General features: G+C 42.6%; 15 protein-coding genes and 2 tRNA genes. 9 read left to right on the forward strand and 8 right to left on the reverse strand.

Annotation, left to right across the window (positions count from 1 at the left end):
- The first annotated feature begins 33 nt into the window (after nucleotides 1-33).
- On the forward strand, nucleotides 34-420 hold the full coding sequence (locus DB520_RS12100; RefSeq protein ID WP_114749990.1) for a VOC family protein: 387 nt from the start codon (nucleotides 34-36) through the stop codon (nucleotides 418-420).
- Nucleotides 421-445: 25 nt separating this feature from the next.
- Here the strand turns inward: DB520_RS12100 and DB520_RS12105 are convergent, their stop codons facing one another.
- The 4 genes from DB520_RS12105 to DB520_RS12120 form a co-directional block, all read right to left on the reverse strand.
- Entirely contained in the window at nucleotides 446-781 is a 336-nt protein-coding gene (locus tag DB520_RS12105) for an L-rhamnose mutarotase (protein WP_114749991.1), read from the reverse strand.
- Between the two features lie 11 nt (nucleotides 782-792).
- Nucleotides 793-1,659 (reverse strand): amidohydrolase family protein, encoded by an 867-nt coding sequence (locus DB520_RS12110; RefSeq protein ID WP_232834944.1) that lies wholly within the window; start codon nucleotides 1,657-1,659, stop codon nucleotides 793-795.
- A 5-nt stretch (nucleotides 1,660-1,664) separates the two neighbouring features.
- The gene (locus tag DB520_RS12115; RefSeq protein ID WP_114749992.1) at nucleotides 1,665-2,750 is read right to left on the reverse strand and encodes a 3-oxoacyl-ACP synthase III family protein; all 1,086 of its coding nucleotides are present in this window, start codon (nucleotides 2,748-2,750) and stop codon (nucleotides 1,665-1,667) included.
- Nucleotides 2,751-2,991: 241 nt separating this feature from the next.
- Nucleotides 2,992-3,627 carry a peroxiredoxin gene (locus DB520_RS12120; protein ID WP_114749993.1) on the reverse strand — a complete coding sequence of 212 codons (636 nt, stop codon included), beginning with the start codon at nucleotides 3,625-3,627 and terminating at the stop codon, nucleotides 2,992-2,994.
- Nucleotides 3,628-3,890: 263 nt separating this feature from the next.
- Here DB520_RS12120 and DB520_RS12125 point away from each other — a divergent pair.
- A tRNA-Glu gene (locus DB520_RS12125) sits at nucleotides 3,891-3,962 on the forward strand.
- A 31-nt stretch (nucleotides 3,963-3,993) separates the two neighbouring features.
- Nucleotides 3,994-4,065 (forward strand) — tRNA-Glu (locus tag DB520_RS12130).
- Between the two features lie 212 nt (nucleotides 4,066-4,277).
- Here DB520_RS12130 and DB520_RS27550 read toward each other — a convergent pair.
- Complete coding sequence (locus tag DB520_RS27550; protein ID WP_114749994.1) at nucleotides 4,278-12,392, reverse strand: malectin domain-containing carbohydrate-binding protein; 8,115 nt, start codon at nucleotides 12,390-12,392, stop codon at nucleotides 4,278-4,280.
- A gap of 282 nt (nucleotides 12,393-12,674) precedes the next feature.
- Between DB520_RS27550 and DB520_RS12140 the strand changes: the two genes are divergently transcribed.
- From DB520_RS12140 to DB520_RS12165, 6 genes are all read left to right on the forward strand, one after another.
- The gene (locus DB520_RS12140; protein ID WP_114749995.1) at nucleotides 12,675-13,907 is read left to right on the forward strand and encodes a multidrug effflux MFS transporter; all 1,233 of its coding nucleotides are present in this window, start codon (nucleotides 12,675-12,677) and stop codon (nucleotides 13,905-13,907) included.
- An 86-nt stretch (nucleotides 13,908-13,993) separates the two neighbouring features.
- Nucleotides 13,994-15,613, forward strand: a complete 1,620-nt coding sequence (locus tag DB520_RS12145; RefSeq protein ID WP_114749996.1) for an ABC-F family ATP-binding cassette domain-containing protein — start codon at nucleotides 13,994-13,996, stop codon at nucleotides 15,611-15,613.
- Between the two features lie 8 nt (nucleotides 15,614-15,621).
- Nucleotides 15,622-17,010 carry a sodium:solute symporter family protein gene (locus DB520_RS12150; protein ID WP_114749997.1) on the forward strand — a complete coding sequence of 463 codons (1,389 nt, stop codon included), beginning with the start codon at nucleotides 15,622-15,624 and terminating at the stop codon, nucleotides 17,008-17,010.
- Nucleotides 17,007-18,179 carry a class I SAM-dependent rRNA methyltransferase gene (locus DB520_RS12155; protein WP_114749998.1) on the forward strand — a complete coding sequence of 391 codons (1,173 nt, stop codon included), beginning with the start codon at nucleotides 17,007-17,009 and terminating at the stop codon, nucleotides 18,177-18,179. The genes DB520_RS12150 and DB520_RS12155 overlap by 4 nt, the downstream gene beginning before the upstream one ends.
- Before the next feature lie 276 nt (nucleotides 18,180-18,455).
- Nucleotides 18,456-20,588, forward strand: coding sequence for a M3 family metallopeptidase (locus DB520_RS12160; RefSeq protein ID WP_114749999.1), 2,133 nt, complete (start codon nucleotides 18,456-18,458; stop codon nucleotides 20,586-20,588).
- A 254-nt stretch (nucleotides 20,589-20,842) separates the two neighbouring features.
- On the forward strand, nucleotides 20,843-21,049 hold the full coding sequence (locus tag DB520_RS12165; protein WP_114750000.1) for a hypothetical protein: 207 nt from the start codon (nucleotides 20,843-20,845) through the stop codon (nucleotides 21,047-21,049).
- Nucleotides 21,050-21,358: 309 nt separating this feature from the next.
- On the opposite strand, the gene DB520_RS12170 is transcribed toward DB520_RS12165, so the two are convergent.
- The 3 genes from DB520_RS12170 to DB520_RS12180 all read right to left on the reverse strand — a co-directional run bounded on the left by DB520_RS12170 (nucleotide 21,359) and on the right by DB520_RS12180 (nucleotide 25,983).
- A complete protein-coding gene (locus DB520_RS12170; protein WP_114750001.1) occupies nucleotides 21,359-22,717 on the reverse strand; it encodes a D-arabinono-1,4-lactone oxidase in 1,359 nt (452 codons plus the stop codon).
- A gap of 352 nt (nucleotides 22,718-23,069) precedes the next feature.
- Nucleotides 23,070-24,488 (reverse strand): Glu/Leu/Phe/Val family dehydrogenase, encoded by a 1,419-nt coding sequence (locus DB520_RS12175; protein ID WP_114750002.1) that lies wholly within the window; start codon nucleotides 24,486-24,488, stop codon nucleotides 23,070-23,072.
- A 31-nt stretch (nucleotides 24,489-24,519) separates the two neighbouring features.
- Nucleotides 24,520-25,983 (reverse strand): sulfatase family protein, encoded by a 1,464-nt coding sequence (locus tag DB520_RS12180; protein WP_232834945.1) that lies wholly within the window; start codon nucleotides 25,981-25,983, stop codon nucleotides 24,520-24,522.
- Nucleotides 25,984-26,037: the final 54 nt, after the last annotated feature.

The following is a 26,037-nucleotide window of genomic DNA, read 5'->3' on the forward strand; positions in this document are numbered from 1 at the left end:
TTTTAGTTTATTCACTAAACACAAACCAGCTTTATGAAAATCGAACATGTTTCCATGTGGGTATCCGACTTGGAAAAAATGAGAAAATTCTATGAAAAATACTTTGGGGCAAGGTCTGGAAACAAGTACCATAACGCCGAGAAAAATTTCTCCTCCTACTTTTTGAATTTTAAACCAGGATGTAGGTTAGAACTCATGCACAAACCGGACTTGGGAGCAAATCCCCAAGAAAAACAGCCGCACCTGGGCATGGCGCATTTTGCCATATCGGTAGGCTCTAAACAACTGGTAGATGACTTGACAGCCCTATTAAAAAAAGATGGGTTCACCGTAGCGAGCAAACCCAGAACCACGGGTGACGGGTATTACGAATCTGTGATTAAAGATCCCGATGGTAATTTAATTGAAATAGTGACCTAGTACAAATTGGAGAGGTCCCCCTCTCCTACTCTGTCAATGAAAATATCTTTTGCATAGGCACCCATTTCTGTCCTTCTTTAGCCCATGGTAGAGCCTGTTGCAAGGTAGACATTACTGATTCCCATTCCTGGACCGATTGGTTTTCGGCATCCATTCTGGCCTTTTTTTCAAAGTCAAAATCATCGCTTACCTCCATAAGCATCATCAGCCTGTTTCCGGTAAGAAATATTTCCATTTTCAGGATTCCAGCTTCCTTGATGCTTTTGAGGATGGGTTCAGGTACCTTTTGATGATATTTGATGTATCTATCTATGGATTGCGGGTCATCCTTTAGATCAAGAGCCAAACAATACTTTTGCATATAATTTTTTTTCAAAGATTTAACCTATAGCATTTCTCAGCGTTTGCCCCGATAATTTTATTTTTCACTTCCCCACTTTTATCGCTTAAAAAAGATTCAACAATACCAAAAACCTCAGAGAAGGATGCAGCCAACAAACAAACCGGCCAATCGGAACCAAACATCAACCTATCTTCACCAAATGCCTCAAAAACCGTCTCCAAATAGGGAAAAAAATCCTTTTGCTCCCAACCATCCCATCGGTTTTCAGTGACCATTCCAGAAAGCTTACAATAAAGGTTGGGAAATTTGGCCATTTCTTGAATCAATTCCTTCCATGGTTGGATTTTGCCTTCTCTAATTATGGGTTTGGCGCTGTGATCCAGTATGAAGGTGGTATCAGGTTGCTTTTCCAAGGTTTTGATTGCCCCAGCCATCTGGTGGGGAAAAACCAGGATATCGTAGGAATACCCCCTGTTGCCTAAAATTTTCAGTCCATTTTGGAAAGCAGGTCTTAAAATATATTCCGGATCAGTTTCGTCCTGTAGGATATGCCTAAAACCCTTCAATTTTCGGAAAGGCAAATAAGCATCCAACTTTGATTCAAGGTCTTTGCCTTCCAGGTCTACCCATCCCACTACCCCCTTTATAATATCATGGGAATCCGCAAGATCCAATAAAAAATGGGTTTCAACATCTGTTTGGGAAGCCTGCACTGCCACACATCCCTGGATTCCATGGTGATCTAAATGAGGCTTTAGATCCTTAGGTAAATAATCCCTCTTGAGGATTTTAAGTTCTTCCCCTATCCAAGGAAGATTATCCGGATCATACTTCCAGAAATGTTGGTGGGCATCAATCTTCATCAGTGCAAGTTCTTTGGATACCCAATGATACAAAATTTTTATGGAACCCTATATACAAAAGCATTGATGTTCATACCTGCCCCTACAGATGCAAAAAGCAAATAATCACCCTTATTGACCTTTTGGTTTTTTACCCTTTCCTTGACTACCAAATCGTATAAGATGGGTACAGTGGCTACAGAGTTATTCCCCAAATGGGAAATGGACATGGGCATAATATCCGGGTCGGGATTAGTTTGACCATAAAGCTCAAACAACCTTTCCAAAATATTGTAATCCATCTTTGCGTTTGCTTGATGGATAAAAACCTTTTTAATATCTGAAAGACCCAAATTTGCCTTTTCAATACATTCTTTCAATGTGCTCGGAACAGTCTTGATCGCATATTCATAGAGTTTTCTTCCATTCATCTTAAGAAAGAGGGTATCATCACCGAAGCAGGGGTTGTTTGAGGTAGTCATCTTGAGCAAGTGAGCATGGTCGTAGGTGTCAGACCTAGTAAGGTGCTTAATCATCCCTACTTTGGTTGTACTAATCCGGGCTTCCAAAATGACAGCACCTGCACCGTCCGAAAATAACATACTGTCTATGTCATGGGGATCAGAAATTCGTGAAAGTGTCTCAGCACCAATAACAAGCACCTTTTTGGCATCTCCTGATTTGATGAAATAATCCGCCTGGATCATAGCCTGCACCCATCCAGGACAACCAAAGGGAAGGTCATAGGCTACAGTATATGGATTTTTAATCCCCAACTTATGCTTAATTCTTGCCGCAAGTGTAGGGCAAGTATCTATTCTCCGGTTGTCTTCCTTTATATCTCCAAAATTGTGGGCCACCACGATATAATCAAGCGTTTCTGGATCCAAACCAGCATCGGAAATTGCGCTATTGGCAGCAATATATCCCATATCCGAAGTTACCATGTCTGCATCTATGTAGCGCCTTTCTTGGATCTCTGTTATTTTTTCCAGGGTCGCAACAATATCTTTGTTTTCTTTTTGAAGTTTTTTCCCTTGGTTGTCAAAAAAAGTACGATTTAAAAAATCCTCGTTGCTCACAACCTTGTTTGGCACATACCTCCCCGACCCCGTAATTACAGAGCAAATCCCTTGATTTTCCATTTACTATCCATACTGTTTATATGCTCATAAATATACATAAAATGAGAATATCTATGGAAATGTGTAAATCTTAAGTCCTAATTTGTAAAAGAAAGGCAGACGAAATCGAGCCTGTCCTGACGGCAGTCAGGGCATGACGCAAGCGACACACGGGGGGATGATTATCGTTGCGAGATTCCATCTGACCATTAAAAAACAATTATAAACAGATGAAATTAGTTTCGCCTGCCTGGAATACAACTCATAAATTAGGTTGTGGAGTGGTTCTTAAATAGGGCTTAATTTCCTTATGTCCCTTTGGGAATTTGGAGGGGATTTGTTCATTGCTTATCGCAGGGGCGATTACAACATCTTCTCCATGCTTCCAATTGGCAGGAGTAGCCACTGAATAATTTGCGGTCAATTGTAGAGAATCAATGACCCGTAGCAATTCATCAAAATTCCTTCCTGTACTAGCCGGATAGGTAATGATAAGTTTGACTTTCTTGTCATTCCCTATTACGAAAACGGATCTCACAGTGAAGTTCTCATTCGAATTGGGATGTATCATATCGTAGAGTTCGGAAACTTTTCTATCCTCATCTGCTATAATGGGAAAATTAACCGTTGTCTGTTGGGTTTCGTTGATGTCTTTCACCCAACCTTTATGGCTTTCGAGGCCATCTACGCTCAAAGCCAACATTTTGACTTTTCTTTTGTCAAATTCGGATTTCAACTTGGCGGCTGTTCCCAGCTCAGTGGTACAAACGGGAGTGTAGTCAGCTGGATGGGAAAATAAAATTCCCCAATGATCTCCCAAATACTCATGAAGGCTAATAGTGCCTTCTGTAGATTCCGCAGTGAAATCTGGTGCCGTGTCTCCTAATCTTAGAGCCATAAAATTTTAGTTTAATGATTAATTGATTTAACCTATAGATTTTGTAGGTTAACACACATCCCGCCCAAATAGTTTAATCCAACGCCATTAAACTTCTGCTTTTTTCGGGACACAGGCTGAGGAATTTTCCTTCCAGGCTTTACTTCTGATTAACAAAGGATTGCATTAATTCCCAGAATATTTTTTTGTCCAGTTTGGTAATACTGCCTAATACCTCTATATTTGCAGGACATTTCTGGGATAGGCAGGCAAATATCTTATCAGGTCCGTTCGTCTAGGGGTTAGGACGCATCCCTTTCACGGATGAAACACGGGTTCGATTCCCGTACGGACTACGAAAAAATTGCTATATTGCCATCCCGAGATGGTCCGTTCGTCTAGGGGTTAGGACGCATCCCTTTCACGGATGAAACACGGGTTCGATTCCCGTACGGACTACAACAAATGATGTTTGTCATCTTGCGATTAGCTTCGAAAGCATGATGAATTTTGTTTGTGGTTGTTAGTGGTTAAAGTGAATAAAAAAACCCGGTCAATAGATCGGGTTTTTTTGTTTCAGCGAGGTTAGACCAATCTTCAACACGGCAAGGGCACAAAAAAAGCAGGCCAAGATAGGACCTGCTTTCTTTGAATGATAAACCCTGTGACATTTATTTCTTTACAATCAATCTCAATTGCTTAATATACCCTTTTTCTCCAAGTACTCCTACCAGGTATACCCCCTGCTTTAGATGATCCACTGGGATTTCAAATGCTTTTTGCATCGCATCGTTAACGTGAATTTGATGCACAAGGCTTCCCCTCATATCGTGAAGAGTGATCATTTTGACTTCTTGAGAGGTTTCAACTAAGAGCTTGCTTTGATGTTCAGCAGGATTAGGAACTAGTCGGAAGGTTGCCTCTCCTTTACTATAAACCTCATCCACCTTAAACTTGACATTCTCTGAATAAAACAACCGCATGGACTCACCACCATTTAATGAACTTCCCTTCAACTCATTGATGGATAAACCGGATATACTTGCATTGTTAGAAGAGGCTACCAAGTCGATGTTCAAAACCTCATCTTGTACTTCAACTTCTTCGAAAATAAGTTCTGTAGGTTGATTTCCTGCTTCCACAAACATGTCGAAGTTTTCTTTCACCATCACTCCTTCTATCAGTATACTGAACACTCGCTGTCCTGCTTCAGCAGCTGGACCGAATTTACCAAAATACAGTTCATTGTGGTAAGTTTTCACCACGTATTTACCATTTGGTACAGGGATAGAATATTTTAAATTGGCATTAAATCTTTCGGAATGAAACAGTGGGCTTACATTCCCAGTATTGTAGTTCGTGATTCCGCTTGTGCTAAAGTATTGGCTAAAATTGACATCCCCATTAAAGGTAATATTATTAAATAGGATATTATTGGACGAACCCGTATTCAAGTGTAGACTGAAAGCAGGAACTTGATCGAAAACCTGTATCTGCAAAGTTTTCGAAGACTGTGCTCCATTGATGTCAGCAACAGTAAGAGAAACATTGTAATTTCCTGGGTCCTGAAAAACGTGGCTTGGATTTGCAGCCGTTGAGGTAGAGCCATCCCCAAAATTCCACTGATAATTTAATGGCCCTTCGCCAGTAGTCCCTTGACTACTAAAAGCCACATTCAAGGGTGCCAGCCCACTAGTGGGAGAGGCTGAAAGGGTCACTAATGGCTTGGCTTCTACCGTACCAATTGACTCAATACGCAGACCGGATATAGTGGCATTATTAGCTTTGGCCACTAAATTCAGGGTTAAAACACCATTTGTAACTTGAATAGCAGAAAAATCCAAGATAAGTGGCTGATTGTCATTTTCGACAAACAAATCTAAGTTTTGAAATTTGTTTTGCCCTTGGATATTAATATCGAATACCCTTCGACCTGGCTGGGCAGTAGGCCCATTCAAACCGAACCAAAGTTCATTGTGATAAGTGCTTACCTTATAAGTCCCGTTCGGAACCGGAATGGAGTAAGTAAGATTTGTGCCAAACCTCTCCGTTCTAAAAAGCACCGGGAATGCAGTTAAACCTGTTGCACCAACAGTAGTGGTATTGAAATATTCCGGGAAACCGCTATCTCCCAAATAATCCTCTCCTCCAAATTGAACATTAGCTGAGGTACCCGAATTAAGCCGAAGCAAAAACTCTGGTATGGAAGATGGGTCTATAACTGTGATAAGAATTTCATCAGCAGCCACTGCCCCAGTGCCATCCTCAATGTCAACTTTCACCAAAAATTCTCCTTCTTGGGTAAAGGTGTGAACGGGGTCTTTTTGGCTTGAGCTAGTTCCATCACCAAAATCCCAAAGATAACTTAGCTCCCCTTCTTCATTTTCAACTACACTGGTGAAACTAACTTCGAGAGGCATATTCCCGGAGGTGACAGAGGCATTCGCCGTGACCTCAAGCTTGGGTGGAAGTATAGCTTCAGACCTTATGGCAATAGCTGAAATGCTGGCGTTGTTCTCCTTTGCAACCAAATTCAACGTCAACGTGCCGTTGGTCACCATAACCTGCTCAAAATCAAGCACCAGGGGTTGGTTGTTATTCTCTACAAATAGGTCAAAGTTTTGAAGCTTGTTCTCTCCCTGAATATTGATATCAAAAACCCTCCTTCCAGGCTGAGCAGATGGACCATTAAGTCCAAACCATAGTTCATTATGGTATGTACTTACTGTATAGAGGCCATTGGGAACAGGTATAGTATAAGTGAGATTGGTGCCAAATCTCTCCGTCCTAAACAGAACTGGAAACGCGGAGGAGCCTGTCGCACCCACTGTAGTGGTATTAAAATAATCAGGGAAATTACCATCACCCAAATATTGTTCCTGCTGATAGTTGACGTTGGCAGTTGTCCCTGCATTTAGGAGTAAGGTGAATTCAGGGTCTCCAGGTATGGGACCTGGATCGGATGGCTGAGGATTAACCGAGATCTGCAGTGAGTTACTATCCGTGTTTCCCTCCAAATCTGTAACGGTCAAAACGGCAGTGTAGTTACCAACCACCGTGTATGTGTGGCTGGGACTAACATCTGTAGCCGTATTTCCATCACCAAAATCCCAAAAATAACTGTCTATTCCCGCACTTGCGCTAGAGCTTGAGCCATCAAATTGAACAGTAAGAGGGACTTCACCACCCGAAGTGGATGCAGATAGGCTTGCTGATGGCGGGAGTATGGGGGTATCAAATTCGTTCACAATTGAAATTCCCGAAATGGTGGCATTATCCTTTGAGGATATAAGCTGTATATTGAGGACTCCATCTGCAACCAAAACATTTTCATAAGTAAACACAACTGGGTTATTGCCACTTTCATAAAACAAGTCAACATTACTTTTTACAGTCTCCCCTTCTACTTTAATATCAAATACACGTATTCCACCTCCACCTTGGCCACCTCCTGGTTTGCCAAACCACACTTCATTGTGATAAGTTCTCACTCTATAAGTACCATTGGGGACGGGTATATTGAAGGAGAAGTTGTTGCCATATCGCTCAGATTGAAACAACAATTCATTGCTTGCATTGGGATTGGTAAATGCACCACTTGCCGAGAAAAGTCCGGAACCTACATCCCCTACATAGTTTTCTCCTTCAAAATTGGCAGTTGTACCTGAACCAGCATTGTAAAAAACCCGTACTGACTCAAAAGTGCCGTCTCCAATTAGCTTAATGACCTTTTCTAGGTTACCCTGGTACTTAATTACAAGGTCTGCCTGAGCATCTGATTTATTTCCTACATACTCAATTTGGAAGGATGTCTTTTCACCAACTTTTAGCAAACTGTTGGTTAAAAGTGCTTGGCTGAAAACAAAGCTATCTCCATCATCTCCTTCTATATTCATAGATTGAATGAAAGCACCAGTATTTCCATTTTCAACAGACAGTTCAAGGGTTTTGGGAAACCCTGTTTCTAGCAAGATCTCATCCGGAGCGATCAGTTCGCTGGCCTCGATAGGTGTTCCCTTAGGCTCATCTATTCCGAAAACCTCCATGTTTTTTTGGTTACCTCCCCCCAAGTTGGGAGAACCTGCTAGCACGTAGAGCCCCTTTCCAGAAACAATGCCTTGAGTGCCATGCCTTCCAAAATTGAGATCCTTAAGCCGGGTCCAAGATTGGCTTTTAGGGTCAAACATTTCAGTTACTTTCAAGGCCTGACTGGAAGTTTCAACCTCTCCTCCAGCAACTATTAACCTGTCCCAAAGATTGTTCGTAATTGCGGCTGCTCGCGGTGTTGGTAGGTTTTTGTCGGCACTTAAACTTCTCCAGGATTTGTTAGAGAAACTATACACGTCGACCTCTGGCACTAAGGGGGCAAAAACCCCACCTGGTCCTCCTGACCTTCTACCAGAAACCACATACATTTCATTGCCAATTACTGTGGCAAAAAAATGGTCTCTGGCTCGAGGACTATTTTCCAGTACAGTCCATTCCCCAGTCTTAGGATTGTATTCGTCAAAATAACTAACGAACTCACCATCATGGCCTTTCTTATTGCCATTGACCAGATAAAATTTATCTTCAAAGACGACCAATCCCGCAGAACCCCTTCTCCTCTCTTCTGGTATTTCAGGCCCTTGTATCCAAACTTCTTTTGCCGGATCAAAAGCCCAAACATGCTCGGCTGGTTCCTCTGCTGGAAAATTATTAGTTTTAAAGGCGCCAATTATCCAAATCAAGCCTTCATAAGTGACTGCCTGAAAGTGGTTGAAGTCCAGAGGACTGCTATTTGGCAAAGACCTCCAAGTGTCGTTTTTATAGTCATAAATTTCTACAGTACGGGTATTTTCTCTTCCCCCTAACAGGTAAAACTTCTCCCCTGCCTGTACAAAACTATTTTCATGCCTTCCAGTGTAATTTTGGTTTTCGCCTTTTACTGTCCAATCCATTTCCTCCCAAGCCGGTAAAATTGTCCATACAAATGTGAAAGAAACTGCATCAGAACTAAAATTATCTGAATCATCTATAATTACTTCCACCGTGTAAGGGCTGTTGGCTATGGCATTATCGGCAATTTTACCATAAATGCTTCCATTGGAACTATCAATGAATACTCCGGGTGGCATTCCTTCCGCAGTATAATTTAAATTACCATCCCCTCCTGACGCTTCCACAATTAATTCTCCACTTAAATCATCCCCAGCAAATCCCGTCAAATTATCCAATGCGGTGAATTCAATGGGAGTCTGGATTGGTTGACCAATAATCTCAATTGCATTCACCAAAGGGTGTTCCACAACTTTCACAAAATCTATGTTTAATTCCCCATCTGTTAAAGTGACAGGGAAAGATTCCATTGCGCCTACCTGATGGCCATAGGTACCGGATAAATCCACCAAGCTGCTCCTTTCTTCACCCTCTATTTTTATGTTAAATATCCTTTGGTTGGGTAGTGAGGTTCCAGACCATCCATTTCCCATATAAATATTCACGGTATAATCACCATCGGGTAAAGGAATAGCATATTTAAACTCAGACTGAGTTGAATATCTTTCGTGGGCAAAAATCTTGGTATAGGTATCATCGGTAATATAAGCCGGAATACTGGAATGCCTGTTGGCCGGGTTAAAACTGTTAGGTACCACAACACCTGAGTTTACACTAAATTCCGCTTGCGAAACACTGCCAGGAACATTGTTGGCCAGCCAATTTGGGTTATCCGTAGAGTCTTGAATAACAGGCCCTCCAGCATTTATTCTGAGCAAAATTTCATCACTGATGTCCACATTAACATTGAAGCTTTGCTCGATGAAGAAGCCGTCTGAATCTGTAGCACGGATGGTAACTTCACTATCCGTCTCACGATCCGAAAAACCTAAGGTCAAAATGGATCCTGATATTTGTGCAAGTAGGTTCTGGTCTGTGTTCCCCTCTACCGTGTAGATGAGGTTTTCGCTCCCATTTTCATCACCAAAGAATTCCATCAAATCCAATTCTAAGTCCAGGTCACCGATCATTCTGCTGATATCACCGATTTGCCTTACTATAAATGGTTGCTGACCACTGACTTTGAAATAATTCCAAACACCGATAAAGTCCTTATTGAAATCATTTGAGGTACCATATATTCCAATTGCCAATGGGGTTTCGACCTCCTTAATGGCCTGTTCAACCATACCTTCCGCTACAATGACTCCAATGGAAACCCTTGGATCATTATCGAATTTATAGAATGCTTCTATTTCTCCAGAGGAGGGCGTTACCTCAAACTGCAACTCTATCAGCGTATTGGTACCAGGCCTTTCACTTTCCTTGATTTCATGCATAATGGGTGTGGCACCCGGCACATCATTGATTTCTTGGTTAAAAACCAAATGACTTTTGGTAAACACCAATTTGAGAAAGTTGCTTTGGGTGCCATCTCCCATTTGAATACCCACTTCCCCATCTCCATCAAAATCAAATAACTGACCAGGAGAGGACAATCCTATTAGGCCTGACCTAATTAAAAATTTCCCGGTTTGAGTGCCTACGTTCACACCGAATTGAAAGCCTTTCTCTTGATTGTTCTGCGTCCCATTTGCAGTTCCACCTGTCATCGAAACTTGTATGGCACCTGCTGTCCCTCCATAAATATCATTTGGCCCAGGTCTTTCTTCTGGCTTATCTAGCCAATTTAGCCAATTTGGGTTAGGGGCACCATTGTTCATTAACCCAGTCAGTCCAAGTCCCAAATAGCCGCTTTGTCTGTCGCGATTGTCAATCTGGTCTGAGAATAACTGGTTTTCAATGGGAAGATTCCTGGGATCTCCGATTTGAAAAGGGTCATCCTCATCTAAAATTCCATCCCCGTCATCATCAAGGTCATTCAAATCTGAAACAAAATCCTTATCATAATCATTGGGAATAGATGCTCCGTTGCAATAGTCAGTTCCGTTGTCTATCTCATCTTGGTTAGTGTACCCATCTCGGTCATAATCCGCGAGTGGATCGAAATTTGGATGGTCAGGATCAACACAGAAAATGTCGTCAGCAGGGGTCAATACCGTAATTCGACTGTCGAAGGTGGCTACCCAAATAGTGCCTGGAAAGATTTCATCGTCTCCGTTGCAGGCAATGCCCAATGCATTGCCACCATTCATATTGAACTTATTAATTTCTAATTTCTCCAGGGATCCATCTTCTTTCAAATAAACTACATGAACATCCCCGCCATTTTTTCCAACAATCAGCGCTCCTTTTAGTGCTTCGTCAAAATTGGAAGCCTTATATTCATCAATCCCATTCGAATTGTTTGGGAAAATAGTCACAATATTTGGCTGAGGGCCATTAGGGTTTGCCAGCGTAGGCGCAATAAAATCCGCTTCGGCCGGATTTGACAGCGTGAGAGGAACCGGTGGCCAATTCGCTGGCAGAGAATTTGCCGCATATTCTTCAAACCCTGGCTGGCCAGGTGCGATAGGCTCCAATATCTCCGTCCTGAATTTATCGTTGGGGGGAAATAAAGGATTAATATTCGCCCAGTCATTGTCATCGCCAATGAATTTGGTGTACAACCCTGCTCCTTCTGGCTGAAAAGGAAAAGCCGAACCAGAAGTATAGGGTTGCCCCGGATTTGCCCTTATTGGTGTAGGGTGCCCTGCATAAAAACTACCGAATTCATAGGAACTTAAATCATCCGTGATTAGAAGCAAATGGTCTTGGTTGTCCACATGTTCTCCTGAGGGACTAGGGTTTAAGGGACTTCCACCAGGTTCAGAAGGGAGATAATTGTTCGTTACGAGGTTGGGATTTCCCTCGTTTTCCGGAAGTCCCCCCCAGTTAATATTGGCACCATTATCAGTAGCATAAACCCTTCCTGATTGAGTTACTACTAGGTCATATGCGTTCCTATAGCCTGAAGAAAAAATCTGTACAGGTCCGCCCTCCACTACCATGCCCATATTCAACCCGTCATTTCCCCCAAAGGGATCCCCGACGTCAATCCCATCATAACCAGGATCATTTGGATTATAGATCCCATTTTTGTTAGGTCGGGTAGGGTCATCAAGGGTAGGGATGTCATATTTATATTTTCTTCCTGAATTTTGATCCTCTAGAATAGGGAGGTTTTCAATCATGTCCAAATCCACGCTGAGTATTGCTGCTGAGAGCGCATATTCAGTGATGTAGGCAAAGTTTTTTGAAGGCGACCCCGCATTGGTAAGACCTCCACTTGCCACTAAAAGATAGGGTTTTCCATTAATTTCGGTATATTCCAACCCATTGGTAGAATGGTTTTCTTCGGACCTTGGAAGCCCTCGTACCAAATCAACCACCTCCCAATTCGATCCTGTCCAGGTTAATCTGGTAATGATCCCCGAATTTGTATCCAACACCTTGTCCCCACTTGGCCCACCCCATTTTGGATCACTGGAACTCACATAAACAACTGGGTTGGATGAAGATCCTGCTACTGTTATCCCGGTTATTTGTCGATTTCCGCGGTTGTCGAATGCGAGCTTGCCCGTATCATCGTGGTTGGGAAGGGCTTTCACCATTCCTAGTACCTCCACACCTTCTACCTTATATTCTGCGACACCGGACTGGATAATGGTATAGGCTTTTATGTCGCCATTCAATTGAGCTACATAAAGTCGTTCATCTGGTCCAAACTTCAAAGATGTCCCCTGAACGATGGCACTAAAACCATTGAAATCCAATGTAGTCTGGTCAAATCCAATGTTTTGAGAGAGAGCTTGTAGTGTTAATGATAAGGATAGCACACACCCTTGAATTATTCTGGAAATACACATAATTTCAAAAGACCCTGAAGTCCCCTTAAATAAAAATTGAAAATGTAAAAATCTTAATTTTTTTAATTTAGTGCTCCCCCCAAGGAGAACAAACCTTTAAACTGCACCAACAAAATTAGGCTAATTAATTTAACATAAAAATTTTGAAATACATTTTTGTACCCTGTAAGCGCATTTTTTTTATTAAAACATTAGAATTCAGAAATAGTCTTATTTTTTCTTCGAAAAGAATTTTTTTTTTGTAATCAGGGTTTATGCTGTGTAGTCAACTTGTTATCAATAATGGCCAACCGGAATCTTTTTACCCTGATCTTACTTTTAGGGTCACTAAGTACCATAAGTCCTTTTTCCATAGACATGTATTTGCCTGGGTTCCCTGCCATTGCCAGTAGCCTAGGTACCAGCATTGCCAGGGTTCAGCTTTCCCTTACAAGTTACCTTGTGGGTATAGCGGTAGGTCAACTGTTTTATGGCCCTCTTCTGGATAGGTTTGGCAGGAAAAAACCTCTGTACGTGGGATTGGTCATTTATATCCTTTCTTCTTTTGCCTGTGCAGCAGTTTCTACAGTGGATGAGCTGATTTATCTGCGTTTTATCCAAGCTATTGGGGGATGTGCGGGTATGGTAGCTGCTCAGACTCTTGTCAGGGACCTCTTTCCAGTCAACAAAATTGCTCAGGCATTTGCCTACCTGACCTTAGTAATCGCGGTTTCCCCCATGATTGCACCCACAGTTGGTGGATATCTCACCGCACACTTGGATTGGCACTACCTCTTTATAGTGTTGGGGGCGATTACTACAGTTATTTTGATTTTCACCAAATTGTATCTTCCCCCAGGTCTACCTCCTGACCCCAGTATTTCCTTGAAGCCACTTAAAGTGTTTCACAAATATGTATATGTACTCAAAAACAAGCAATTCCTTACTTATATTTTGGTAGGTGGCATCGCTGGAGCTGCCCCATTCGCCTATATTGCAGGTTCATCTGATGTATTTATCAACCTTTACGGACTTTCTGAAACCACATATGGATGGATTTTTGCCTTTTTGGCAGTGGCAATGATCGGTTCCACTCAGCTTAACCATATTTTGCTCAAAAAATTCTCCAACCAACTCATCATAAGGGTAGCCTTGTCCTATCAGGTGGTTCTTGGAGTAATATTGGTGTTGGGAATTTATTATGATTGGTTTTCCGTGTGGGTATTTGTAGGCATGCTCTTCGTTTTCCTCACAGGCCATGGACTAAGTATACCAAATTCTGCTGCACTGTCGCTGGCACCTTTTAGTCAAAACGCTGGAAGCGCTTCTGCCATGATGGGATTTATGAGAATGGCAATAGGTGGTCTGGTTACTGCCTTGGTGAGCATCTTTCACGACGGATCCGCCTTGCCCATGGTGCTGCTAATGGCTTTTTGCATCGCAGGAGGGTTGTTGATTTTGTCTATCTATCACAGAAAGAGGATTTTGGTGATAGCCAGAAAGAGCAAAAACTCCCTAAAAATGGCCTACCGTTAAAAAGGTCATTAATTGGCTAAACCTACTTTAATTTGGATAATATCCCTAACTTTGCACTTTATTTCATAAATACAGCATAAGCATACATGATTTCAGTAGATAATCTCTCCTTAAAGTTTGGCAAAAGAACTCTTTTTGAAGACGTCAACCTAAAATTCACCCAAGGAAACTGTTACGGAGTAATCGGAGCCAATGGTGCAGGAAAATCAACCTTCCTAAAAATCCTAACAGGAGAAATGGACAGCACTAGCGGGCAAATAAACATCACTCCTGGGCAGCGTATGGCCGTTCTTTCTCAGGATCACTTTGCCTTTCAAGAAGATGAGGTCTTGAAAACCGTGATCATGGGACATAAAAAACTTTATAAACTTATGTCTGAAAAAGACGCCCTATACATGAAACCGGACTTTTCCGAGGCCGATGGTAATAGGGCTGCAGAGCTCGAGGCGGAATTTGCCGAGATGGACGGTTGGAATGCGGAAAGTGACGCCGCAGCCTTGCTCTCGGGTTTAGGAGTCGAAGAAAGCCTACACTATAAAAAGATGAAGGAGCTAGGGGGAGACCAGAAGGTGAGGGTGCTTCTGGCCCAGGCATTGTTTGGCACTCCGGATATTCTTGTACTGGATGAACCAACCAATGACCTAGATGCGGAAACCATCGCCTGGTTGGAGGATTTTTTGGTCAATTTCAAGAATCTAGTTATTGTGGTTTCACACGACAGGCACTTTCTGGATACTGTTTCTACCCATATCGTGGATATTGATTTTGGGAAAATAAACATTTATACCGGTAATTACTCCTATTGGTATGAGTCCTCCCAACTGGCCGCTAAGCAAAGAACTGACCAGAACAAAAAAGCGGAGGAAAAAAGAAAGGAACTTCAAGCTTTCATCGACAGGTTTTCTGCCAACGTGGCCAAATCCAAGCAGGCCACTGCCAGGAAAAAGATGATTGAAAAACTTAATGTAGATGAAATCAAGCCTTCCAACAGAAAATATCCTGGCATAATTTTCAAGCCCGAACGAGAGGCAGGAGACCAAATCCTCATGACCGAAGAATTGTCCCTCTCAGAAAATGGAACCACCTATTTTAAAGATGTCAACCTAATGGTAGACAAGGGAGATAAAATTGCGTTTATTTCTAGGACTAAGCAGGCAGTAAGCAGGTTTTTTCAGACCATTATGGAGGAAACCAAACCTGAAAGAGGTTCCTTTAAGTGGGGGGTGACAATAAACAAAGCCTATTTACCTAACGATAACTCTAGTTATTTTAATACGGACATCAAGCTCATCGACTGGCTATCCCAGTACACCGACAATCAGGAAGAGGCCTATGTGAGGACATTTTTGGGAAGGATGCTGTTTACGGGGGAGGAATCCTTTAAAAAGGCATCTGTGCTCTCCGGTGGTGAAAAGGTGCGTTGCATGATTTCCAAAATGATGCTCCAAAATCCGAACTTCCTAATACTGGACGAGCCTACCAACCACCTTGACCTTGAATCCATTCATGCCCTTAACAACGCGATTATAGAATTTACGGGCACAGTATTATTGTCTTCCTTTGACCATGCATTCGTCCAGTCTGTGGCCAATAGAATCATTGAATTTACACCAAACGGTACCATCGATAGAAGGATGCCATACGAAGATTACCTGGAAAATGCGGAAATAAAGGCATTGAGGGATAAAATGTATGCAAAAAGTTAAGTAAATCCATGCTTGCCGGGGCCATAATCTGCTATTTGTTGGCTACCATGGCCATAGGTGCTTTTGCCTCCAAATGGGTGAAAAATGCCCAGGACTTTGTCTTGGCGGGCAGGCAATTGCCACTTTTTCTCAGTGCCTCTGCCCTTTTCGCCACCTGGTTTGGATCTGAAACTATTTTCGGGGCAAGTTCGGAATACCTTGAGCACGGATTATTAGGTGTCATTGAGGACCCCTTTGGTGGGGCACTATGCTTGCTGCTTTTTGGCCTTTTTTATCTTAAACCCATGTATAAGATGAACCTGCTTACACTTGGGGATGTCTTTAAAAAGCTATTTGGGAAAAAAGTGGAACTTATTGCCTCCCTGTTTATGGTTCCCGCCTTTTTTGGCTACGTCGCCGCCCAACTGGTAGCACTGAGCCTCATCTTGGGTGCGGTTACCGGTATAGATTTAAGCGTAGGCATCCTTGTGAGTGCTTTTATAGTGGTCTTTTATACTTTCATGGGTGGCATGTGGGCGATATCCATTACCGATTTTATTCAAACTATCATTATTGTTGTAGGTTTGATATGGATTGCGGTGATGGTTACTAGTGAAGCAGGTGGCATTGGGAATATCTTAGCAGAGGCCCCTGAAGGGAGTTTTACTTTTTTCCCCCAGGCAGCCCCCAAGGCTTGGTTCCACTATTTAGGGGCGTGGGCTATTATCGGACTCGGCAGCATCCCCAGCCAAGATATTTACCAGCGTGTAATGGCAGCAAAAAGTGAAAAAGTAGCACAGTACTCCCTTTATCTTGCTTCCTTTTTTTATTTGAGTTTTGGTTTGTTTCCTTTATTTGTGGCGCTAGGGGCAAAAATACTATATCCTGATCTCTATCTAGAAAACCAACAGATGCTCTTGCCAGAAATGGTACTACAACATGGTGGGCTGGCACTACAAATCCTCTTTTTTGGGGCATTGTTGTCTGCCATCATGAGTACTACCAGTTCCGGACTTCTTGCCCCCTCTGCCATCCTTTCAGAAAATATCATCAAACCATTATTTAAAAGCAAATTGTCTTCCGCCCAATTACTCTGGGTACTTAGAACTAATGTGATAATCGTAGCCATCATCGCAACATTGCTTGCCAATTGGAAAGCCAACATCTATGAACTTGTTGCAGAGTCCTCCATGTTGCTTTTGGTATCCCTATTCGTGCCCCTGACCGCTGGCCTATATTGGAAAAAAGCAAACGCAACCGGAGCGCTTTGTGCCATAGTGTTTGGCATGTTTACCTATTTGCTTCTACATTCCTTAGAAGACTTAACGGTTCCTGCCCATTTATCGGCCACCTTTGTAAGCGCACTTGGGCAGCTAATCGGCTCCTTACTAACACAAAAAAACCGACTAGAAATATGAACTACCCCTCCATCATTCTTAAAAAGGGAAAAGAAATATCCCTTCTACGCAGGCATCACTGGATTTTTTCTGGAGCAGTGGCAAATTACGACCCTATATTGAAAGATGGGGATCTGGTTCAGATTATTGATCACAGGGAAAGGATCCTAGGAATAGGCTGTTTTTCCCCCGGTTCCATTATGGTAAGGGTTCTTTCCTTTATTCCCGAAACCATTGATCAGGACTTTTGGAACCGGAAAATTGGAGATGCACAGGAACTACGTAAAAATATAGGATTGTTGGATGACCCATCCACAAACGCCTATCGCCTGGTCCATGGGGAGGGAGACCTTCTTCCCGGATTAATCATTGATATTTACGACAAAACTGCCGTCATTCAAGCCCATCATATCGGGATCCATCAGTGTATTGGTGACATTGCAATTGCATTGCAGAATTGTTTTAGGGATCAAATCACTGCTATATATGATAAAAGTGCCTCTCTGCTTTCAGCACCCACCAGCGATGGAATGATATGGGGGGAAGCCCAAAAATCACAGGTATTGGAAAATGGGTTGAAATTTGAGGTGGACTGGGAAAAAGGACAAAAAACAGGCTTTTTCCTGGACCAAAGAGAAAACCGAAAATTACTTGGTAGCTACTGCAAGGACAAAAAAGTGCTCAATGCCTTTAGCTACTCAGGGGGGTTTTCGGTTTACGCATTAGCCAATGGGGCAAAAGAAGTACATTCTGTGGATATTTCAGCCTCAGCTATCAACCTGGCAGAACAAAATGTAGTTTTGAATCAATTCCCAAGAGAAAATCACGTTACCTTTGTAGATGATGTGAAACGGTTCCTCAAGGAAATGCCGATGGACTACGATCTCGTAATAATAGATCCACCCGCATTTGCCAAGCATATTCGGAGTAAACACAAGGCAATTCAGGCTTATAAGCGAATAAATGCCTTAGCGATGAAAAAAATGCCCAAAGGCAGTGTTTTGTTTACCTTTTCCTGCTCACAAGTAGTGGATCAAGCCCTCTTCGTGCATACGCTTACGGCTGCAGCCATGGAAGTGGGAAAGGATATCAAAATCCTGCGTCAGTTGGGGCAACCTTCAGACCATCCCATTAACATTTATCACCAAGAAACCTCTTACCTGAAAGGCCTTGTTATTTATGTAAACTAATTTCCATATAATCGAGCCTGTCCTGACGGCAGTCAGGGCATGACGTAAACGTCACACAGTGGGTTGCCCCGATAGCTATCGGGGAGATGCGAGATTCCCCCGAAACAAGTTCCCCGAAGCAAGTTCGGGGCAGGCAGGGGCAGGCTATATGACCGCTGAAAAGACAATTATAAACAGATGAAATGCCCATGAGAAAGCATTCTCATACAGGGGGATGCCCCGATAGCTATCGGGGCTGGGCATTCCATCTGACCATTAAAAAACAATTATAAACAGATGAAATCTTCAATAATTATTTGTGTCACCACTCTTATCCTAGCATCTTGTGGTACAGATTCTTCCCTAAAACATCAACACAGTATGAACCCATTGTTGCAAATTTTTGACACTCCCTATGGAGTGCCTCCATTTGAAAAAATCCAGAACAGGCACTTTGAACCGGCAATTAAGGAGGGGATTGTAAAACTCGAAACCGAAGTAAAAGCAATTGCCGATCAGGATGAAGCTCCTACTTTCCAAAATACCATTTTAGCACTGGAAAATGCAGGCAGTGTTTTGACCCAGGTTTCTCGTGTATTCTACAATCTAAACTCTGCACATACCAACGACTCCATTCAGGCAACAGCACGTGAGATGGCCCCGGAGATATCCAAAAGCTCCGACAACATTTATTTAGACGAAACACTTTTCTTACGGGTAAAAGAGGTTTGGGATACACGGGAAACTCTCGGCTTAAATGCTGAGGAGCAAAAGCTGCTGGAAAATACCTACAAAAGGTTTGTAAGAAGCGGAGCAGAGCTCGTAGATAAGGATAAAGAAAGATTAAGAGAAATCAATGGAAAACTTTCGGTGCTTACGCTGAACTTTGGCCAAAACATATTAGCCGAAACCAATGCCTTCCAGTTGGTAATAGAAGATGAAAAAGATTTGGTTGGGTTACCCCAGGAACAAATAGAAGCCGCAGCTCAAGAGGCAAGAGAAAACGATCTAGACGGAAAATGGGTATTTACCCTAAATAACCCCAGTGTCATGCCTTTTCTGCAATATGCTGAAAACAGGGCGTTGAGGAAAAGGATTTGGGATGCCTATCAGATTAGGGGCAACCAAGGGAATGACAATGATAACAATGCCATTATAACGGAAATTGTAACCCTGCGGAAGGAAAAAGCAAAACTCCTGGGATATGAAAACCACAGTGCTTTCGTACTTGAGGAGACAATGGCGAAGGATCCCAAAACTGTTTATACTTTTCTCCAGCAACTTTGGAATCCTGCATTGGCTAAAGCAAAGGTGGAATTGCAAGACATCAAAGAACTTGCAGCAAAGGATGGCGTTGACCCTGCCCCTTATGATTGGAGGTTCTATGCCGAAAAAATACGAAAGGCGAGGTTTGACTTGGACGAACAAGAGTTGAAGCCCTATTTCAGTCTGGAGAAAGTAAAGGATGGTGTGTTTGATGTGACCCATAAGCTCTTTGGACTCACTTTTGAGGAGGTTCAAGATCTACCAAAGTACCACCCTGAGGTGACTGCCTATAAGGTAATGGAGGGGGATGGTGAGTTCCTCGGTATACTTTATATGGACTTTCATCCCAGGTCTTCAAAAAGAGGTGGGGCGTGGATGACCTCTTACCGTTCTCAAGGAGTAAAAAACGGAGAGAGGGTAGCCCCTGTGATTTCCATCGTGTGTAATTTTTCCAAACCCTCCGGGAATAACCCTGCATTGCTCACCTTTGACGAGGTTACCACTTTCTTTCACGAATTTGGACATGCCCTGCATGGATTGCTATCTGACGTGCAGTTCCAGAGCCTGGCAGGCACCTCAGTGCCTAGGGACTTTGTGGAGCTGCCCTCGCAGATCATGGAAAACTGGGCAGCTGAACCAGAACTTATGCGGACCTATGCGATTCACCATGAGACAAACGAACCTATTCCCCAAGAACTCATTGAAAAAATAAAGAGGAGTGGGACTTTCAATCAGGGCTTTGCCACTGTGGAATATTTGGCAGCTTCCTTTTTGGATATGGATTATCATACTTTGGAAAATCCTTTGGAGGAAGAAGTAGAGGAATTTGAAAAAAACAGCATGGACAGGCTTGGCCTAATCGATGAGATTATCCCAAGGTATAGAAGCACATACTTTAATCACGTGTTCTCTGGGGGGTATTCCAGTGGCTACTACAGCTATATCTGGTCGGGGGTGTTGGATACAGATGCCTATCAAGCATTTAGGGAAAGTGGCGATTTGTTTGACCCAACAATTGCAGGGAGTTTCAGGGAGCATATTCTCTCTAAGGGTGGAACTGGAGATCCATTAGAAATGTATGTGCAGTTTAGGGGTAGAGAACCAAAAATCGATGCCCTGTTGAAGAAAAGAGGGTTAGATGAGGTGGAGATAACTCCCCGATAACCCCCACCTTAGAGATATCAGCTTGATATAAAACCCATATATTCGGCTGAAAGGTATTGGGTTAAAAGAGTTTTATTTAAAAAGGCTCAGGACACAGTTTGTACTTTATAAAAGTTACCACCCAAGTCCTGAGCCATTTTTTTTCTTATCTCCTTAAAATTTTTATAAAAACCGTATTTTCCGCTAAAATCGCAACTATTCTTTTTACATTTCAGTTAATTATAATGTAGCTAACCTTTAAAAATCAAATTTTCATGGATATCACAAAAAAAGCAAAAGAAGAATTAGAAGATCGATTGGATAAAATTGAAGCCTTCATCGCCAAAAAAGGCATCGGTTCTACCCAATTGCAAAAAGTGCGCAAAACACAAAGGGATTTGAACCTAGGTATTATGTTAGGCGGAATCATCACAGTCGCAGGGCTTATCATTTGGATGAAGGCTGCAGGCAAGGAAGAATAAGGACTTGAAAGTATTCAGGTTTTCCAATCATCAAATACAAGACCAAGGTCTTGTATTTTTTACCAATGTTTTGCCCTATTTGAGGATGCATAAGGTTTTCCAGTTTTACTTATTTTAGGTTGATAGAGTAAAAACTCAACCTATCTGAAACCTTCTACCTTAAAAAGGGTCAATTTTTCTGTTCTGGATAAAGAACTTCCAAATGTATTACCAGATTTACCTTTAATTTTGGATTTCCCTCAAAAAATTCCCCAAACCTACAAATCACGAAATCACCTATTGCCCTATCATTAATTCAACCGATCAAACTTACCCCTTACCCAAAATATTTTTTTCGAGAAATGGATTAAGGAATTTTCCCTTGGGGTCGTACTCCTGCATCAAATCCCTGAAGTCCTCCATTCTTTCGTACTGCTCATTAAGGTGCTTATATCCCAGGGTGAAGAGTTTACCCCAATGTGGCCTTACTTGATAGGGAAGAAGCGCCTGCTCTATCTTAGGCAGAAGCTTTTGTACGTTTTTCCAGTCCTGTTTCCAGGTAAAGTGTATGGCTATGCTGTCTCTTCCATATGCTGGACTTAGCCATAGCCTATCTGCGGAAATAGATCTGATTTCGGAAATTAACAAGTGAGGATAAATTTCGTTTCCCATGCGATAAATGGCTCGGATGGCATCCATTGCATGTTTTCTAGGGACAAAGTATTCCGATTGAAGTTCCTCCCCACTACTGGGGGTAAAGTCCATCTTAAAATGCGGGAGCCTTTCATGCCAAGGACCCAGTTCACCTCTTTGCGGGGTGCAATTTTCTGGGGAAATTTCTTTTATGGGATGAAGGTGGTTTTCAGAAATTCTTGCCCCAAACAACTCTTTGTTAATTCTGGGTATGCGGCCCTCCAAGACCTTGAATTTAAGCCACACCTGGTTTATGCTTTCATTTTGCCAATCGGTGAAAAGGCTTACACTATATGCTGCTCCAAAAACCTCTTCAAAATGCTCTTCTAGTGCCCTTAAAGGCAGCTCTTCATAGACATGCTGTACCACTTCAAAGGTAGGAAGGATCCGTAAGGTCATCCTCGTGACTACCCCAAGAGCTCCCAAGTTGACCACAGTGCCGTTAAACCTACCCACATGTTGGTCTTTGGATAAGCGAACCCTTGAACCATCGGCGGTAAGCATTTCTAATGCTACCACCGACGAAGACAAGTTCCCGTTTTGATCCCCTGAACCGTGTGTGCCAGTTGCACAAGCCCCTGCTACTGATATATGAGGCAAAGAGGCCAAATTGTGCAAAGCGAAGCCTCCTTCCTGCAATCTTTTGGCCAATACCCCATACTGAACCCTACCATTTAGGGTTACCGTTTGGTTTTGTGCGGAAATGTTAATTCTCTCCTCCACCTCTGCCTGACTGACATGCCTGCTATATGTATCTGCTACCGGGTTGAAAGAATGCATGGTACCAAGGGGTTTGATACTGCTAGATGCCTTGACTAAGCTTGCCAACTCATCAAGATCCTTCGGCTTATCCAAGCCTTTGGAATTGTAGGTAAGATTTCCTGCCCAATTTTTCAACGGCCCTTCCTGCATAGTTTTACTTAATCCCCCCATTGGAGACAGATATTGACTAGCCAACAACAAGGTGGATGTTTTGAGAAAATTCCTTTTTTTCATCTGATTATAATTTGTTTTTCAGCGGTCAGATAGCCTGCCCCTGCCTGCCCCGAACTTGCTTCGGGGAACTTGCTTCGGGGAACTCGTTTCGGGGGAATCTCGCAACGATAACTATCCCTACCATTGACATATTACTTTTAATCAAATAATTTATTGATAAAATACAGATTTTAAAGATACTACGCTGCGAGCGTTGCGAATTCGTTGCGCCCCCCTGAAAAAACTCAGGGCAGGGCTGCGAGAAACTAAATGTCATTTCCTTTCTGTAAATGCCAATTTTTAATACTCCGTATGACGTAATCGTCATGCCCTGACTGCCGTCAGGACAGGCTCGATTTCATCTATCCCGAATTTATGGAAAAATCCCTAAGTCCATATAACTTATCGCAATTCTTTCCAATGCCACGATAAATCCTGCCGTCCTTAAACTTTGTATTCCCTTATCTTTCCTTACACTATTCATATGATGGTAGGCATTTACCATGGTTTCTTCCAGACCGGAATACACCAGGTCCTGTTCATCTGCACCCCTGGCAATTAGGTCGCGTTGTTCTTGGGTAAAGCTCTTGCCTGTGGCTTTTTCTATACTGTCCAGCAAGTTTTCATATTTCCTTCTATCATATCTTTTTTCCAATTTGCCAAAGGACACTCGGGAAAGGTTTTTCAGCCATTCGAAATAGGAAACAGTTACACCACCTGCATTGAGGTACATATCTGGAATAATTAACACATTGTTTTCTAACAGAATTTTTTCCGCTCCCTGTGTTACCGGACCATTAGCTGCCTCAGCAATGATTTTTGCCTTTATATCTTTGGCATTTTCCTCGGTAATTTGGTTTTCCAATGCTGCTGGAATAAGTATATCACAAGCTTGTGTGAGTAAGCTTTTTGACTCTTTCACAAACTCGCCCTTGTCATATCCCTTAAATCCTTTGTTGTGATTTTGATAGGCTTTAAGGTCTTCGATATCCAGGCCATCCGCATTGATTATACCTCCATTCCACTCTGCCACCGCGATTATCTTTGCTCCGGCTTCACTAAGGTATTTTGCGGAATGATAACCTACGTTACCCAAGCCTTGGATTATGACGGTTTTACCCTTTAAGCTTGTGTCCAAGCCCAGCACATCCATGTCTTCCTTTATGCTTACCGCTTCTCTGATCCCATAATAAACCCCTAACCCAGTGGCCTCTGTCCTACCCCTGATGCCGTGTTGTGAAAGAGGCTTACCTGTTACACAACCTTTTGCGTTTATGGCCTCAGGGTTAAAGGCTTGGTAGGTATCGGCTATCCACGCCATTTCCCTAGCACTTGTGCCATAATCCGGAGCAGGCACATCTATGGCAGGTCCAATGAATTTTTTGCTGATCAATTCAGAGGTGTATCTCCTGGTGATCTTCTCCAGTTGACTCACGTCATATTTTGATGGGTCTATGCTTACCCCTCCCTTGGCACCTCCATATGGGATATTTACCAAGGCACATTTATATGTCATCAGTGCTGCTAAACCCTTAACCTCTTCCTCGTTTACATAGCTACTGTATCTAATCCCCCCTTTTGCGGGCAATTTATGATGAGAATGCTGTACTCTATACCCTTCCAGTACTTCATAGGAGCCATCCTCGTGTTTGAGAGGAAAGGAGAACTTGTAAATACTGTTGCAAAATTTGATCTGATCCAACAAGCCTGGATGAATGTCTACATGTGAGGCAGCATTATCCACCGCTTGACAGACATCTTCAAACAAACTATATTCTGTATTGCTAGTCATAACTATATGGTTTTATTGCGTTAAATATTGATTATCTTCTTGCAGGTACACCTGCAAACCTCCCCACTTCTCTCCTGTTTTTTCCTTCCTTATTAGTAAGTGCATCCCCAAGATCTTCCCTGGCCCTATCTGCCAGAGCCATCATCTCCTGGACAATTTGGGGATTCTCATCTATTACATTACGTGATTCCTTAATATCATCTTTAAGGTTATAAAGTTCTGGTTCCTCAAGGCTCAGCATTTCATACTTCATTGGGGTACCGTCAGAGGGTGTGGCTTGCCCTGGTTGGATTGACCTGTATGTATGCGGAAAATAAAGTTTCCATTCTCCCATGAGTACTGCTTGTAGTTCATTGGTGTTATAGTAGATAAAGTAAGCGTCATGAGGCGAATCCCCACTTTCTGGATTTTCCATCATTGGCCAGATATTCTTACCGTCAATTTTATGATCGGGAAGTTCCGCATCGGTGAGGTGGGCTATGGTAGGGAGGATATCTATCGTCATTCCATTTTGGGCTTGTACCTTTCCAGCCGGCAGTCTTCCAGGCCACCTCATAATGGTAGGAACCCTTATCCCACCTTCCCAAGATGTCCCCTTACCTTCTCGGAGTGGGTCAGCGGAGCCGGAATGCGCTCCATAGGAAAGCCAAGGACCATTATCCGAGGTGAAAATCACTAGGGTATTTTCTTCGATCCCATTTTCTTTTAAGCTCTTTAAAACCTCACCCACCGACCAATCTATTTCCATGATCACATCTCCATAAAGTCCATTTTGGGATTTCCCCTTGAACTTATCTGAAACAAACAAGGGCACATGGGGCATATTGTGCGCCAGATACAAAAGGAATGGGGTATCCTTGTTTTTTTCAATAAAGCCTACCGCCCTTTCAGTGTACCAGGTAGTCAAATTACTTTGATCATCTAGTGTGTCTATCACCTGGTTTCCCTCATAAAGAGGCAAAGGAGGATAGTGGTTAGGCCGCTCGGGATGATGTGGCCACATATCATTGGAATAAGGCAGGCCAAAAAACTCGTCAAACCCTTGTTCCGTGGGCAAAAAGGGAGACAAATGCCCCAGATGCCATTTCCCTACCATGGCCGTCTGATACCCTAGAGGCTTCACTAGTTCGGCGATGGTCACTTCCTCTGGGTTCAATCCATGTTTAGCCGTGTGATCCAAAGCCCCATAAATACCCAGCCTATTAGCATAACATCCAGTAAGAATAGAGGCCCTAGATGCTGAGCAGACGGCATGTGGTACGTAAAAATTGGTAAATTTAACCCCTTCCTCGGCCATTTGATCCAAATTAGGAGTTTCAAATCCTTGAGCCCCGAAAACACCTACATCGTTATACCCTTGATCATCCGTGAAGATAATTACAATGTTTGGAGGGGGATTAGTCCCTTCAGAAACTTGCTGCTCCTCTTTCTCAGAGCAACCTAGCAAATTTATGCATAGGCCCATACAGGCAAAAAACGGTAAGTGATTTTTCATTTTCATAAACCAAAATGGCATTGTCTATCCAAATATTTTCATGTTCAAGTCAGC

This window comes from Pleomorphovibrio marinus, from assembly GCF_003347495.1.
Taxonomy (GTDB): Bacteria; Bacteroidota; Bacteroidia; order Cytophagales; family Cyclobacteriaceae; genus Pleomorphovibrio; species Pleomorphovibrio marinus.